Genomic DNA, 14,891 nt, shown 5'->3' on the forward strand with positions numbered 1-14,891 from the left:
TTATTTGCGTACATTTGTCTGATAATCATGTTACGCGTTTAATGAAACTTACAATCAAGTCCTACACCATACTATTGTTGTTCTCGCTCTCTTCTCTCTGGTCTGTGGCTCAGATCAACACCGACCGGGTGATGAATATCGGGCGCAACGCTCTCTACTTCGAGGATTACATCTTGTCGATGCAATATTTCAATCAGGTAATCAAGGTGAAACCCTATATGGCCGAGCCCTATTTCTACCGGGGTATCGCCAAGCTCAGCCTCGACGACTACAAGGGTGCCGAGGAGGATTGCACGCTCTGTATCGAGCGCAACCCCTTTATCGTGAACGCTTACCAGGTGAGAGGTATCGCCCGGCAGAATCTGGGTAATTATCAAGGGGCCATCGATGACTATACCGAGGGGCTTCGCTATGCTCCCGAAGATCGTACTTTCCTGAACAACAAGGCGATTGCTGAGGTGCAACTGAAAAAATACGACGAGGCCGAAAAGAGTTTCGATAAGCTCATCGCCCTGCATCCCAACTACTACAACGGCTACATGAGCCGGGCACAGTTCTACCTCGAGAAGGGCGACACCATCAAGGCCATGGCCGACATCGACAAGGCTATCTCGATAGACAAGTACATGTCGGGGGCATACGCCCAGCGGGCCATCATCAAGGTGTTGCACGATGCCGACTACGACTCGGCGCTGGCCGATATGAACGAGGCCCTGCGGCTCGACCCCAAGGAGGTTTCGTACTACTTCAACCGGGCCCGCATCAAGTATCACCAGGACGATCTGCAAGGTGCCATGGCCGACTATGACCACATACTCCAGCTCGATCCCGGCAACACGATGACCCACTACAACCGCGGTCTCTTGCGCATGCAGGTGGGTGAGCGTAACAAGGCCATATCGGACTTTACAGAGGTAATCAAGGCCGAGCCCGACAACTACTTTGCCATCTACAACCGGGCCCTGCTCTACGATATGATAGGCAGTTACAGCAAAGCTATTGCCGACTTCGACGTGGTGCTGAAGCAGTACCCCGACTTTGCCGCCGGTTTCTTTGCCCGCTCCGAGGCCAAGCGTAAAATGGGCGATATGAAGGGGGGCGAGAAAGATTTCATGCTGGCCCTCGACCTGCAGAAGAAGACCAAGTACGAACCCATCGACGAGGCTACGGCTGCCGCCGGTACCACGAGCAAATCGGGACAGGCTGCCGACGAGCGTTCCGAGTCGGACAAGAACATCAACAAGTTCAACCAGATACTCGTGGCCGACGCCCAAACCGAGTACAAACCCGAGTATGAGAACAAGATACGTGGCCGGGTGCAAGACCAGAACGTGCAGGTGTCGATACAACCCATGTATGTGCTCACCTACTACGAGCGCCCCGATGCCGTGCGCCAGAACATCTACTATGTCAAGGAGCTGGAAGAGCTCAACGATACCCATGTTTTCGCCAAGAAACTGCTGCTTACCAACTCCGAGGCCGCTTTGCTCTCCGACCAGATCAACTACCATTTCTCTTCGATCAACGACTTCTCGCGTCTGATCGAGATCAACCCCTCCAACCCGTTGGCCTACTTCGGCCGGGCGGTCGACTTCATGCTCGTGCAAGACTTTGCCAGTGCGCTCGACGACCTCAACCGGGCCATTATGACCAGCCGCAACTTCACCATGGCCTACTTCCTGCGGGCTGTCGTGCGGGCCAAGCAGATTGAGTATGAAATCTCTTCGGCATCGGCTCAGAATCTCGACTTCCAGGCCCAGCGCAAGAAAGAGGGCAACGACTTTACCCCGATGGGCTTTGCGGCACTGGGGAACGAAAACCTGAAGATGGAGTACGAAATGGTTTTGCGCGACTACGAAAAAGTGATTGAAGATTCGCCCCGATTCATCTATGCCTACTACAATCGCGGCAACCTGCGCTGCTCGCAACAAGACTATCGGGGAGCTATTGCCGACTACACCCAGGCCATAGAGTTGCGTCCCGACTTTGGCGACGCCTACTACAATCGCGGTCTCGTCTACTTGAGGCAGGGCAACACCGCTGCCGGTACTGCCGATTTGAGTAAAGCCGGCGAATTGGGCGTGGTGGCAGCCTACAATCTGTTGAAACGGTTGAGTGACTAAAAGATTTTTATAAATATCCGTTTCCGTAATGAAATAATTATTACTTTTGTGCCTTGGTATAAAGGTACACACCGGATGCCACCATATATGGAATAAAATTTGCGTATCAATATAGAGACGTTTTTCAAGAATTGTTGAAAAGATAAAGGAAAGAAAAGATGATTAAGATTACATTTCCCGATAATTCGGTAAAGGAATTTGAGTCTGGCATTACCCCTTTACAGATTGCCGAGAGCATCAGCCCCCGGTTGGCACAGGAAGTTCTTGCCGCAACTGTCAATGGTCAGGAGTGGGACCTTACCCGTCCCATTACTGCCGATGCGGCCATCAAACTCTTCAAATGGGACGATCCCGAAGGCAAGCATGCCTTTTGGCACTCGTCGGCTCACTTGCTGGCCGAGGCCCTGCAAGAGCTCTATCCCGGTATCAAATTCGGTATCGGTCCGGCTGTTGAAAATGGTTTCTACTACGATGTAGATCCGGGCGAAGCTACCATTACCGCTGCCGATTTCCCCACCATCGAGGCCAAGATGCTCGAGCTGGCCGGTCACAAAGACCCCATCGTACGGAAAGAAATTTCCAAAGCCGATGCCCTCGACATGTTTGGCAAACGCGGCGAAGAGTATAAGGTCGAACTCATCAGCGAACTTGAAGACGGAACTATCACCACCTATACGCAAGGCGCATTTACCGACTTGTGCCGTGGCCCGCACTTGCCCAATACCGGGCTCATCAAGGCCGTGAAGATTACTTCGCTGGCCGGTGCCTACTGGCGCGGCGACGAAACGCGCAAACAGCTGGTGCGCGTCTACGGTATCTCCTTCCCCAAGAAGAAGATGCTCGACGAATACCTCGTATTGCTCGAAGAGGCCAAGAAACGCGACCACCGCAAGATTGGCAAGGAGATGGAGCTCTTTGCCTTCTCGCCCAACGTAGGTCCCGGTCTGCCTTTGTGGTTGCCCCGCGGTACCCAGTTGCGCGATCGCCTCGAGGCCATGCTGCGCAAGGTGCAGAAACGCTTCGGCTACCTGCAGGTAATCACGCCGCACATCGGTAACAAGATGCTCTATGTAACATCGGGCCACTATGCCAAATACGGCAAAGACTCGTTCCAGCCCATCCACACTCCCGAGGAGGGCGAAGAGTATCTGCTCAAACCCATGAACTGCCCGCACCACTGCGAGATATATAAAGTATCGCCCCGTTCGTACAAAGACCTGCCGCTGCGTTTCGCCGAGTTCGGTACGGTATACCGTTACGAGCAGAGCGGCGAGCTGCACGGCTTGACCCGTGTACGTTGCTTTACGCAAGACGATGCCCACATCTTCTGCCGTCCCGACCAGTTGAAAGAGGAGTTCCTGAAGGTGATGGATATTATCTTCATTATCTTCAAGGCTTTGAAGTTCGACAACTTCGAAGCTCAGATTTCGCTGCGCGACCCCGTTCACCGCGAGAAATATATCGGTAGCGACGAGAACTGGGAGAAGGCCGAACGTGCCATCGTAGAGGCTTGCGAGGAAAAAGGGTTGAAAGCCCGTGTAGAGTATGGCGAAGCCGCCTTCTACGGACCGAAGCTCGACTTCATGGTCAAGGATGCTCTGGGCCGTCGTTGGCAGCTGGGTACGATTCAGGTCGACTACAACCTGCCCGAGCGTTTCGAACTCGAATACACCGGCAGCGACAACCAGAAACACCGCCCCGTCATGATTCACCGTGCCCCCTTCGGTTCGATGGAGCGTTTCGTGGCCGTGCTCATCGAGCACACCGGCGGTAAATTCCCCTTGTGGCTCACCCCCGACCAGGTAGCTATCCTGCCCATCAGTGCCAAGTACAACGACTATGCACAACAGGTAGCCAGCCAGTTGGCCGAGCAAGATATTCGTGCCATCGTCGACGATCGTAACGAAAAGATTGGCCGTAAGATTCGCGACAACGAGATGAAACGGATTCCCTATTTGCTCATTGTTGGTGAAAAAGAGGCCGAAAATGGTGAAGTTTCTGTAAGAAAACAGGGCGAAGGTGATAAAGGTTCGATGAAAATTGCTACCTTTGCCGCAAATTTAAATGCAGAAGTAGAAGAATTACTCAAAGAATGGTAATCTGAATGGAGAAAAAACCACAACCACAACCGCAGTCCGGTAGGCCTAACAGACCTATGCCTGCAAAAAAGAATGACATTAAAGATCAATATCGTGTCAACGAACGCATCCGTGCCAAAGAGGTGCGTCTGGTCGGCGATAATGTAGAGCAGGGTGTTTACACCATACAGGAAGCTATGCACATGGCCGACGAGCAAGGTCTCGATTTGATCGAGATTTCTCCCAATGCAGTGCCGCCTGTATGCAAGATTCTGGATTATCAGAAATTCCTCTATCAGCAGAAGAAACGGCAGAAGGAGCAGAAGGCCAAATCGACCAAGATTGTGGTGAAGGAGATTCGTTTCGGACCGCAAACCGACGATCACGACTACAACTTCAAGTTGAAGCATGCCATCGGCTTCCTCAACGAAGGTGCCAAGGTGAAAGCCTACGTATTCTTCAAAGGCCGCTCGATTCTTTTCAAGGAGCAGGGCGAGGTGCTGTTGCTGCGTTTTGCCAACGACCTGGAAGACTATGGCAAGGTAGAGATGATGCCGGTTCTCGAGGGGAAGCGCATGATTATCATGATAAGCCCCAAGAAAAAGTAAGAAGAGATAGGACAGACTATTCATTCAATTATAAAATTAAAATTTAGTAAAATGCCAAAGATTAAAACTAATTCCGGTGCCAAAAAGAGGTTCGCCCTTACCGGAACAGGAAAAATCAAGAGAAAACATGCTTACAAAAGCCACATTCTGACGAAGAAGACGAAAAAGCAAAAAAGAAACCTCACTCACATGACTACGCTGAAGACGGTCGATGTGAACAATGTAAAAGCATTGCTGGGCTTGAAATAATGCTCGACGGGTTTCCGAAAAATTTTCTCACACAAAAGAGTAGTTTCAAAATTTATTAACCGAATGTTTTTAGCTTGAAGTTTACCTTGAACGGTAGCGCTAACATTCAAAACAAAAAAAACTATGCCAAGATCAGTAAATCACGTTGCTTCAAGAGCAAAAAGAAAAAAGATTCTTAAACTTACCCGCGGTTACTATGGTTCGCGCAAAAACGTCTGGACCGTTGCCAAAAATACTTGGGAAAAAGGTTTGACCTATGCTTACCGTGACCGCAAAAACAATAAGCGTAATTTCCGTGCATTGTGGATTCAACGTATCAATGCAGCCGCTCGCCTCGAAGGCATGTCCTACTCGAAACTGATGGGCGCCCTTCACAAAGCCGGCATCGAAATCAACCGCAAGGTTCTCGCCGACCTGGCCATGAACAACCCCGAGGCTTTCAAGGCTATCGTCGAGAAAGTAAAATAAGAGAGACGCATAATCTTCTTTTATTATAGCTGTTTAGGGATTCCCGCACAGGGGATCCCTAAATTTTTTTATCGAAATATTTTGTATATTCAAAGGAATTGTATAGCTTTGTATCAAAGAGAAAGAGAAAGCCCGGTCGTATCAGAGTAGATTGGGAAACTCATCAAAAATTATGAAATGCCGAGACACGCTTTCCGTTCCAATGGCGGGCCACAACCTTTTGAGGTTTGCTTTGCACGGTGGATTACAAAGGGGCGGAGGCCCTCAAATCCTGTCTTTCGGAGTTTCATCGCATCCTTTGATACGACCCCTTACATAGCCCGGTTTCCTGCACGGAGTCGGGCTTTTTTATAGGGGACTATTATTCGTTGAATATCATAATTATAAAGGGAAATGAAACGTATGTTTGCAAGCCTCGTACTCGCTCTCCTCTTGAGTACGGCAACGGCTTGGGCCGAGTCGCTGGCTACTCTCCAGCAACAGGCCGAAAGCGGAAACAGTGATGCACAGTACGATTTGGCCATGTGCTACTGGAAGGGGGAAAAGGGGGCCCCGAAAGATGACGGCAAGGCTTTTTATTGGGCCAAGAAAGCGGCCGAGCAAGGCAATGCCTATGCCTAGTCGTGGGTAGGCTATTTCTATGAAAATGGTTACGGCACCGCACGGGATTTCGGTGAAGCGGCGTACTGGTATCGCCGCAGCGCCGACCAGGGCAACCGCTTCTCGCAGAACAATCTGGGCGAGTGCTACTACTACGGACGGGGTGTCGAGCGGAACTACGAAAAGGCGGCCTCGTGGTACAAGAAGGCGGCCGACCAGGAGTTCCCTTCGGCCTGCTACAACCTGGGCTGGTGTTACGAAAATGGGGAGGGGGTTGCCTCCAACCGGTCGCTGGCCATCAGTTACTATCGCAAGGCGGCTGCGAGCGGCAATGAGGATGCCCGCCAGCGGCTGTCCAAGCTGGGCCTGTCGGCCGACGGCAGTTCCACAACGTCGGCCTCGACGGCATCCACTTCTTCGTCATCGTCGGGCTCGCATGTCGACCCCTCGACGTTGGCCAATGCCCAGTCGGGAATCGATGTGTCGCAGTATGTGCTGGGGCAGCAGTATTTCGACGACGGGAACTACGAGCAAGCCGTGTACTGGTGGCGTCAAGCCGCAAAACAGGGATATGGCAAAGCCTCGTTGCAATTGGGCGAGTGCTACTACAACAGTTTGGGTGTGGACCGCAACTATAAGACAGCTGCCTACTGGTATACCGAGGCTGCCGAGCAGGGCGAGAACGATGCCTGTTTCAAACTGGGCGTCTGTTATGAAGAGGGTATTGGTGTAATCCGGGATTACCAGATAGCCTTCAAGTATTACGAGAAGGGCAATTTCATGCTGGCGGCAGCCCACTGTTGCCGCAAGTGGCTGCAGCAGCAGAACCGTACGGATCTCAACTACCTCACGCTTTCGATTGCCGAGCTGCTGTTGATGTCGAGCAAGGGCGATGCTTTGGCACAATGCTATATGGGCCTTTCGGCATATATCGATAGCGACCTCTCCAAAGCCAAGGCCTGGTTCCAGAAGTGTGTGGACAATGCCAACGCCACCTCTTTGAGTCGGACGATAGCCCGCAAGTATATCGCTTCGATCGAAGAGGGCGAGGAGGAGACCGATGCGCTGATGGAGTTCTTCGGCTTTTAGCGCGGAGTGGGTGGGGGAGAGAGCACCCTCTCCCTCGGACTAAATATCAATCGCCATTTGAGTGCAAGTTTTAGGAATAAATTGTAACTTTGCAGGGATAAAAACCGCACATGCCGGCCGAGGTGTAAGGTTCTCGTGTTCGAGGCTTTGGATACTGGTGCCGGGGTGAGTTAAAAAAAAAGATTAGTTATGGCCGATACGGTAGCGCAATTTGAGCATGTAATATCTATTTGTCGGGATCTGTTCGTCAAAAAGCTGAAAGACTATGGCGCTTCGTGGCGCATCCTGCGTCCGCAGTCGCTCACCGACCAGATTTTTATCAAGGCAAAACGCATCAGAAGCATCGAGACGAAGGGCGAAAGCAAAATCGATGAAGGCATTCGCTCCGAGTTTATCGGCATTGTCAACTACGGTATCATCGGGCTCATCCAGCTGCATCTCGGCTATGCCGATACCGAGGACATCAGCAACGACGAGGCCCTGGCCCTCTACGACAAGTACATGACCGAGACCAAAACCCTCATGTATGCCAAGAACCACGACTACGATGAGGCGTGGCGCAGCATGCGCATCAGCTCCTATACCGACCTGATTCTTACCAAGGTGTGCCGTACCAAGCAAATCGAAGACAACGAAGGCAAGACTCTCGTCTCGGAGGGTATCGATGCCAACTACATGGACATGATTAACTACTCGCTGTTTGGCCTTATAAAGATAGAGTATGGAGAGCAAGACGATTAACGAGAAACGCAAAGCCCTTCTGATACAGTGGCTTGTTTTTCTCTCCCGTCTGATTGTCGGGGGGACGTTCGTCTTTTCGGGCTTTGTAAAAGCCGTCGACCCATACGGTACCGCCTATAAGTTTGAAGACTATTTCACTGCATTTCACCTCGAGTTTCTCTCGTCGTTCACTCTGCTCTTCTCGGTAGCCCTCTCGGTGGTCGAGTTTTTGCTGGGTGTTCATTTGCTGTTCGGGTCGTACCGCAAGTCCACGCCGCGGCTGGTCTTCCTTTTCCTCTGCGTGATGACTCCCCTCACGCTCTATCTGGCCATTGCCAACCCCATATCCGATTGCGGCTGCTTTGGTGATGCCGTCCATTTGAGCAACTGGGCCACCTTCTTCAAGAATCTGGTGCTGCTGGGGATAACTGTCTTTCTGGTATACGACAATACCCGGTTGCGGGCTCTGTACAACCGGGAAGTACAGTGGCTCACGGGCCTCTACTCGCTGGTCTTTGTCCTCTTCTTTGCCTATGTCGGCATCAATTACCAGCCCTATCTCGATTTCCGTCCCTACAAGATTGGGGTCAACATACCCGAAGCCCTTGCCGCCAGCGAGCCTCAGCACGAGTTTATCTTCATCTATGAAAAGGATGGGCAGCAACAAGAGTTTTCCCTCGACAGTCTCCCCAGCGAAGAGGAGGGGTGGACCTTTGTCGACCGGCGCGAAACGGTGATTGAGAGCACCCGGCCGCAGGCGTCTGCCATCGACGAGTTTACCGTCTATCGGGGCGAAGACGATATTTCCGACGAAATTCTGAGCGACGAAAACTACCGCATCCTGTTGCTTTCGCCCGACCTCGAACGGGCCGACGACAGCGAGGTAGACCGCATAAACGAGCTCTACGACTACTGTGTGGAGCGGGGTTACGCCTTTGCCTGCGTCACCGCCTCGAGTCCGCGGGGCATAGTGACCTGGCTCGAGAATACCGGGGCCGAGTATCCCTTCTATTTCATGGACAAGACCACCATACGCACCATAGCGCGGGGCAACCCCTGCGTGCTGTTGCTCAAGGGGGGTACCATCTTGCGCAAGACCGCACCCTCGCAACTGCCCGATGAGACCCTGCTCACCCAGCCGCTCGACCAGCTCGACTACGGCCGGCCCGAGGTGTACAGGCCCCGCCATCGTCTGGGGTTCATCGCGATGCTCTACGTCATACCCATGCTCTTCTTGCTGTTGACCGAGAGAACCGTGGCCATGATTATCGGGCGGGTGAAGCTGTGGCGGCTCAATCGCATACGCCGCCGGCGCAAGGCCGAGCACGAAGCCCTGAAGGCCGCAGAAGCTAAAGCGGCAGGGGCATCGCCCCAACCCGAAGAGGCAGCCCCAGCGGCTGAATCTGATTCGCCCGGGAGCGAACCGAAAAACGAGAATGAGAAACAAAACGAAATACGATAATTTTTTTAACCTCTAAAAAAGATTTGTTATGAGAAAAAACATTGTTGCAGGAAACTGGAAAATGAACACGACCGTACAAGAGGGCGTGGCTTTGGCTAAAGAAATCGACGCCGCTCTGGCCGGTGTAACCACCAAATGCGATGTAATCATCGCCACTCCGTTCACTCACCTGGTATCGGTTGTAAATGCTATCGACACCAAACGTATCGGTGTAGGTGCCGAGAACTGTGCCGACAAGACCGAAGGCGCATTCACGGGCGAAGTTTCGGCCAAAATGGTCGCTTCGACGGGTGCACAATACGTAATCCTCGGCCACTCCGAGCGTCGTGCCTACTATCACGAAACTCCCGAAATCCTGAAAGAGAAAGTCCTTCTGGCTCTGGCCAACGGTCTGACTCCCATCTTCTGCATCGGCGAAGTTCTGGAAGAGCGCGAAGCCGGCAAACACTTCGATGTCGTAAAAGCACAGGTAGAAGAGTCGCTCTTCAACCTCTCGGCCGAAGACTTCGGTAAAATCATCCTGGCTTACGAACCGGTTTGGGCCATCGGTACCGGCAAGACTGCTACGGCCGACCAAGCCGAAGAGATTCACGCCTTCATCCGCAAGACCATTGCCGAGAAGTATGGCAACGAAGTAGCCGAGAACACCTCGATTCTCTATGGTGGTAGCTGCAAACCCAGCAACGCTGCCGAGCTCTTCGCCAAACCCGACGTAGACGGTGGTCTGATTGGTGGTGCTGCCCTGAAAGCCGACTCGTTCATGGGCATTATTACCGCATTCTGATAAAATAGATTTTTACAGAGGCTGCAAAAGTGGGAATAAATTCTTATTTTTGCAGCCTCATTGTTTTTGAAAAGTTGTAGGTTATGCGCAAATCACATGTAATACTGGCCCTGCTCGTGATAGGAGCGGCAGGCGCGACGGCACAAGCCCAGGTCGCAGTCTCCGACACCTCGATAGTACAGTACCTCGAGCGTCCCGAGACCGGTGGCAAAGTGAAAGTGGTGCAACCGGCCGAGCTGGCCAAGCGGGTAAGCCGGGCCGAAGGCGTGGTCAAGTACGACGGCAACAAGGGCTATGCCCAGTCGTCGGGATTCCGCATTCAGGTCTTTTCCGACAACGACTACCGCACCGCCAAGAACAATGCCCTCTACAAGGAGGGGCTCATCCGGCAGGCCTTCCCCGAGCTGGACACCTATGTCACCTTCACTTCGCCCTTCTGGCGGCTGAGAGTAGGCGATTTCCGTTCCTACGAAGAGGCCGGCAACGCCCTGCGGGAGTTGAGGCGGGAGTTCCCCCAGATGGCTCGCGAGATGCGAATTGTGCGCGATAAGATACAAATACAGATACATCAAGGATTTACCGAATAATTTGTTGATTCATGGATGAACAGGTTATGAGCCCGGAAGAGCAACAACGGGTTTGCAAGGAATTGGCCGAACACTATCGGGCTATCATCTCTCTATTGGGCGACGACCCCGATCGCGAAGGGTTGCGCAAGACCCCCGAGCGGGCCGCCAAAGCCATGATGAAATTGACCAGAGGCTATCGTCAGTCGGCACGCGACGTCATATCGTCGGCCATATTCGAGCACACCGGTTCGCGCATCGTCATTGTACGCGACATCGAGTTCTACTCCTTCTGCGAGCACCATCTGCTCCCCTTCTTCGGGAAGGTGCACGTAGGCTATATCCCCACCAAGGGCATCGTAGGGCTCAGCAAGGTAGCCCGCCTGGTCGAGGTATATGCCCGCCGCTTTCAGGTGCAGGAGCGTCTCACGGCGCAAATCTGCCACAGCTTGGCCGATACCCTCGAGGCCGAAGGGGTCATCGTCATGGTCGAAGCCCGTCACCTCTGCATGCAGATGCGGGGCGTCGAGAAGCAGGGAGCCGTCACCGTTACCTACGATTGTACCGGTAAATTTGAGCAACCCGAGTGGCGCCGCGAATTTTATTCGCTCATCGGTAAAAATTCTTGCGAGCAATAACCAATTATTTATCAAACAGTAATCCGTTTTGATGAAAAAAATGTTTGAGAAAATTTCGCAAAGCTCTTGCATAAGTCAAAAAGAGGGTTTATCTTTGCACTCGCAATCGCGAAAATAGCTCAGTTGGTAGAGCACAACCTTGCCAAGGTTGGGGTCGCGGGTTCGAGTCCCGTTTTTCGCTCGACCATCGGAAAGCGTTCCGAAAAAGGCTTTGAAATGATGAAATGCGAAAATAGCTCAGTTGGTAGAGCACAACCTTGCCAAGGTTGGGGTCGCGGGTTCGAGTCCCGTTTTTCGCTCCATCGGTATCTCTATCGATGAACAATAAATGCCCAGGTGGCGGAATTGGTAGACGCGCACGTTTCAGGTGCGTGTGTCGAGAGGCATGCAGGTTCGAGTCCTGTTCTGGGCACCAAGATGAGAGACGAGATACCGTATGTCCGGGTGGTGGAATTGGTAGACACGCTACTTTGAGGGGGTAGTGGGCGTTGGCTCGTGTGAGTTCGAATCTCATCTCGGACACTCGAAAAGGTCGGTAATCTTGCGGTTACCGACCTTTTTGTTTTTGTGCCCTTCTGGCCCCGTATCCCCTGCGAGGGGCCTCGCCTGTCATACCACGCTACGACGCGGTATCCAGAAATACCCAGCCCGTCATTTCGCATTCGATGCGGAGGTTTGGGGCATACCGCACTTGATGCGGTATCCAGAAATTTTCTCAAGCCTATTCGGTGGTCAATCTGTTGGAGGTTATTGTGCGGGGTGGGGTAAATCCGGTAAGTCTATTTGTGGCAAGGAGAGGAAGGTCTATATCTTTTCCCGATTTCTGTAAAGGAGAAAAATGAATGGCTGAATAGCAAAAGCGGTGCTATTTATTTTGTATTTTCTTAATTTAATCTATATTTGTAGATAATTTGAATTTACAGGGACTGTATTTCAGGGGACGACAGACACATTCATTTATCATAAAACCCGACTGAAGAATCCAAATCAAAACGCAACGTTTTTCGAGTAAGGAAGGAACAAGAACTATGAAAAACACTGCGGGGGAAGCCATAGCGGCGGGGGCGCAAAGCCCCTGAGAGCGTCCAACAGCAATACAAAAAAGGGAGACCGAAATCTCCCTACGATTAATTAATTTTGTATTGCCATGTCAAATCAACTAATCGAAGCCCAAAGATATGAAATATATCTTGGTCTGAAAAGGAAATGGAGCCGTTCTCGCATAGCAGAGGAAATAGGAGTATCAAAATCGACAGTCAGTCGGGAAATCAGGCGCAACTCAAAGCCGGAAGGAGAGTATATATGGAAATATGCTCAGAGGCAGTGTGATAGCCGCAAGCACGGATTTAAGGGCCATCACAGGAAACCGGAAGATCTATGGTGGCGAATTGAGCGCATGATCGAAGAGGAGGAATGGTCTCCGGCCCAGATAGCGGGAGTACTCAGGAAAGAAGGTATCCACATCGCCAAGCAGACCATCTACAACCATGTCCATGCCGATACGACCGGGAAACTGGCTCTGCATATGCCTCATGGGCTCAAATACAAAAAGCGAGGCAAAATCCTGTGTCCGACAAAAGCGACCAATATACCCAACCGCACAAGCATACACGAGCGCCCCAAGGAGGCAGACGGAACCCGATTCGGCGATTGGGAAATGGACACCATCATCGACTCCTGCGGTCATGCCATCGTCACCCTAACCGAACGTTCGACCAATTTCATACTCATGGAAAAGTTGCCTCAGGGACGGAAAGCCCTACCGACGGCCCGGGCGGTCATCCGACTGCTGTTCCCATATAGGCAAACGATACATACGATTACCACCGACAACGGTTGTGAATTTGCAGCACATCAGGAGATAACCAAACAACTCAGCCTCAAAGGTAGGCCGCCAGTTAAGGTTTATTTTACGGATGCTTATTCAGCCTGGCAGAAAGGAGCCATTGAGAATGCAAACAAGCTTATTCGGAAATATATCCCAAAAAAGGCCAACTTTCAGGATTTCTCCGACTGGAAAATCAAAGAGATACAAAAGAAATTGAATCGAAGACCTCGGGAAAAACTTAATTTTGATTCGCCCAAATACAGATTCTTCATAAACGTTTTGTAGTTTTGCATTTGCTGTTGGACTCTACCGACGACCATGTGGAAGTGGATATTCAAACCGATAGTTTGGATTTTTTCGAAATTCCTGAAGCTGCCGCTGTGGGGGCAGATGGCTATTCTTGTGGCCGTTTCGGTGACTGCGCTTGTGCTGATGACTGTCAGTTTCGGGCATAAGGCCGATTACCGGACTGTCGCTGTGTCCGAGGGGCCGATGTTTGTGGGGCGGGGAGGTGATCTCTCCGATACCTTGCATATTTCGCCGGGCGATTCGCTGCGACTGTTGGCCCGTCAGGGCGAGATGGTCTGGGCCGAGACACCCGACGGCCGTTTCCGGGGCGTGATTCCGGCCGGGGTGGCGGTGGCTCCCGAGGGGTTGCCGGAGCGCTCGCTCAAGCAGGACCGTAAGATTTCGTTCCGCAAATACCTCCGAATGGTCGACGACCCGGACTTTTCGATGGAGCGGCTGTACGATCGGGTGACGGTCAACAGCGTGAAGACGACGCCCGACTCGATTGTGGTGGTGCCCAATCTGGTGCTGCTCGACGACTGGTGGAACATGTTTCGGGTCTCATTTACCTTTAACCCCGACGGCTCGTTTGCCGGGTCGCATTATTGGCCAACCTCTTTCCGACATTGGCTTTCGGCGATTACCTCGCACGAACCGATGATGGGGGGCGATGGCTTGCGGGCTCATATCACCGACCTCTTTTCGTGGGTCATTTCGCACCCCGAATTTCCGGCCGTGATGTCGACCTGGCTGCTGTCGGGGATATTCCTGAATCTGGTTCCCTTCCTGCCGCTTTGTCTGCTCATGGGGCTGCTGGCGTTGCGTCGCCCGCTCTACTATGTGCCCAACTGGGCGGTCAATCTGCTGATAGCGGCCTGCATTCTTTTCGGTTTCTGGCTGTGGCCCAAGCTGATGCTGTTGCGGGGCTATCCCTTTATCTCGGCCTATCCGCTGGTATGGGTCATTACCATTCTGGTCGTGGGGCTCTTCTGGGGGCTCTACCGAGGGTTGAGGTGCCCTCGCTGCAAGCGGCTCGAAGATCACGAACTGGTGAGTACCGAGGTACTCAGCCAACGGTATAGGGACCGGAAGGGCGAGACGGTGAAGCGCCGCACGCATACCGGCACGACGACCGCCTACACCGAGCGTACACGCAACGGGCAGGTGGAGGGGCGTGAAAAGGAGTGGGAAGAGAAGCACTTCGACGAGGAGGTCGAGACTTGGGTCGACCGGGTGCGCATCGACAAGGTGAGGGAGCTGTACCGATGTCGCCATTGTGGTCACGAACGGGTGAAGATACGACGCAAGGAGTCGTGGGTGAGCCGCCGCGATACCGGTAGCGAGAATCGCAAGACCTCCGATTTCAAACGATTTTGAAGGAACTTCCCGG

Annotated in this window: 14 protein-coding genes and 4 tRNA genes; all 18 read left to right on the forward strand. The window is 52.4% G+C overall.

Features of this window, described 5'->3' with window-relative positions; translation table 11 throughout:
• Nucleotides 1-41 precede the first annotated feature (41 nt).
• On the forward strand, nucleotides 42-2,123 hold the full coding sequence (locus ABGT88_RS05345) for a tetratricopeptide repeat protein (protein ID WP_298662099.1): 2,082 nt from the start codon (nucleotides 42-44) through the stop codon (nucleotides 2,121-2,123).
• A gap of 158 nt (nucleotides 2,124-2,281) precedes the next feature.
• Nucleotides 2,282-4,222 carry a threonine--tRNA ligase gene (thrS, locus tag ABGT88_RS05350; RefSeq protein ID WP_346700836.1) on the forward strand — a complete coding sequence of 647 codons (1,941 nt, stop codon included), beginning with the start codon at nucleotides 2,282-2,284 and terminating at the stop codon, nucleotides 4,220-4,222.
• Between the two features lie 56 nt (nucleotides 4,223-4,278).
• On the forward strand, nucleotides 4,279-4,809 hold the full coding sequence (gene infC, locus ABGT88_RS05355) for a translation initiation factor IF-3 (protein ID WP_087409423.1): 531 nt from the start codon (nucleotides 4,279-4,281) through the stop codon (nucleotides 4,807-4,809).
• 51 nt (nucleotides 4,810-4,860) lie between these two features.
• The gene (rpmI, locus tag ABGT88_RS05360; RefSeq protein ID WP_087409424.1) at nucleotides 4,861-5,058 is read left to right on the forward strand and encodes a 50S ribosomal protein L35; all 198 of its coding nucleotides are present in this window, start codon (nucleotides 4,861-4,863) and stop codon (nucleotides 5,056-5,058) included.
• Nucleotides 5,059-5,181: 123 nt separating this feature from the next.
• Nucleotides 5,182-5,526, forward strand: a complete 345-nt coding sequence (gene rplT / locus ABGT88_RS05365; RefSeq protein ID WP_008860709.1) for a 50S ribosomal protein L20 — start codon at nucleotides 5,182-5,184, stop codon at nucleotides 5,524-5,526.
• A gap of 393 nt (nucleotides 5,527-5,919) precedes the next feature.
• Nucleotides 5,920-6,147, forward strand: coding sequence for an SEL1-like repeat protein (locus ABGT88_RS05370; RefSeq protein WP_346700839.1), 228 nt, complete (start codon nucleotides 5,920-5,922; stop codon nucleotides 6,145-6,147).
• A 432-nt stretch (nucleotides 6,148-6,579) separates the two neighbouring features.
• Nucleotides 6,580-7,215 carry a tetratricopeptide repeat protein gene (locus tag ABGT88_RS05375; protein WP_346700841.1) on the forward strand — a complete coding sequence of 212 codons (636 nt, stop codon included), beginning with the start codon at nucleotides 6,580-6,582 and terminating at the stop codon, nucleotides 7,213-7,215.
• Nucleotides 7,216-7,404: 189 nt separating this feature from the next.
• A complete protein-coding gene (locus ABGT88_RS05380) occupies nucleotides 7,405-7,956 on the forward strand; it encodes a DUF1599 domain-containing protein (protein ID WP_346700843.1) in 552 nt (183 codons plus the stop codon).
• Nucleotides 7,937-9,397: a BT_3928 family protein gene (locus tag ABGT88_RS05385; protein WP_346700845.1), complete on the forward strand. Its 1,461-nt coding sequence runs from the start codon at nucleotides 7,937-7,939 to the stop codon at nucleotides 9,395-9,397. Before ABGT88_RS05380 ends, ABGT88_RS05385 begins: the two co-directional genes overlap by 20 nt.
• Before the next feature lie 28 nt (nucleotides 9,398-9,425).
• Nucleotides 9,426-10,181: a triose-phosphate isomerase gene (gene tpiA / locus ABGT88_RS05390; RefSeq protein WP_087409427.1), complete on the forward strand. Its 756-nt coding sequence runs from the start codon at nucleotides 9,426-9,428 to the stop codon at nucleotides 10,179-10,181.
• An 83-nt stretch (nucleotides 10,182-10,264) separates the two neighbouring features.
• Complete coding sequence (locus ABGT88_RS05395; RefSeq protein ID WP_087409428.1) at nucleotides 10,265-10,768, forward strand: SPOR domain-containing protein; 504 nt, start codon at nucleotides 10,265-10,267, stop codon at nucleotides 10,766-10,768.
• Nucleotides 10,769-10,794: 26 nt separating this feature from the next.
• The gene (folE, locus tag ABGT88_RS05400; protein ID WP_346702825.1) at nucleotides 10,795-11,385 is read left to right on the forward strand and encodes a GTP cyclohydrolase I FolE; all 591 of its coding nucleotides are present in this window, start codon (nucleotides 10,795-10,797) and stop codon (nucleotides 11,383-11,385) included.
• A 108-nt stretch (nucleotides 11,386-11,493) separates the two neighbouring features.
• Nucleotides 11,494-11,566, forward strand: a tRNA-Gly gene (locus ABGT88_RS05405).
• A 45-nt stretch (nucleotides 11,567-11,611) separates the two neighbouring features.
• Nucleotides 11,612-11,687: transfer RNA gene (locus ABGT88_RS05410), tRNA-Gly, on the forward strand.
• 28 nt (nucleotides 11,688-11,715) lie between these two features.
• Nucleotides 11,716-11,800 (forward strand) — tRNA-Leu (locus ABGT88_RS05415).
• A 23-nt stretch (nucleotides 11,801-11,823) separates the two neighbouring features.
• Nucleotides 11,824-11,907, forward strand: a tRNA-Leu gene (locus ABGT88_RS05420).
• Nucleotides 11,908-12,532: 625 nt separating this feature from the next.
• Nucleotides 12,533-13,498, forward strand: a complete 966-nt coding sequence (locus ABGT88_RS05425) for an IS30 family transposase (RefSeq protein WP_346699950.1) — start codon at nucleotides 12,533-12,535, stop codon at nucleotides 13,496-13,498.
• A gap of 33 nt (nucleotides 13,499-13,531) precedes the next feature.
• The gene (locus ABGT88_RS05430; protein ID WP_346700848.1) at nucleotides 13,532-14,878 is read left to right on the forward strand and encodes a hypothetical protein; all 1,347 of its coding nucleotides are present in this window, start codon (nucleotides 13,532-13,534) and stop codon (nucleotides 14,876-14,878) included.
• Nucleotides 14,879-14,891: the final 13 nt, after the last annotated feature.

Source organism: Barnesiella sp. An22 (assembly GCF_963931395.1).
GTDB classification, from domain to species: domain Bacteria; phylum Bacteroidota; class Bacteroidia; order Bacteroidales; family Barnesiellaceae; genus Barnesiella; species Barnesiella merdigallinarum.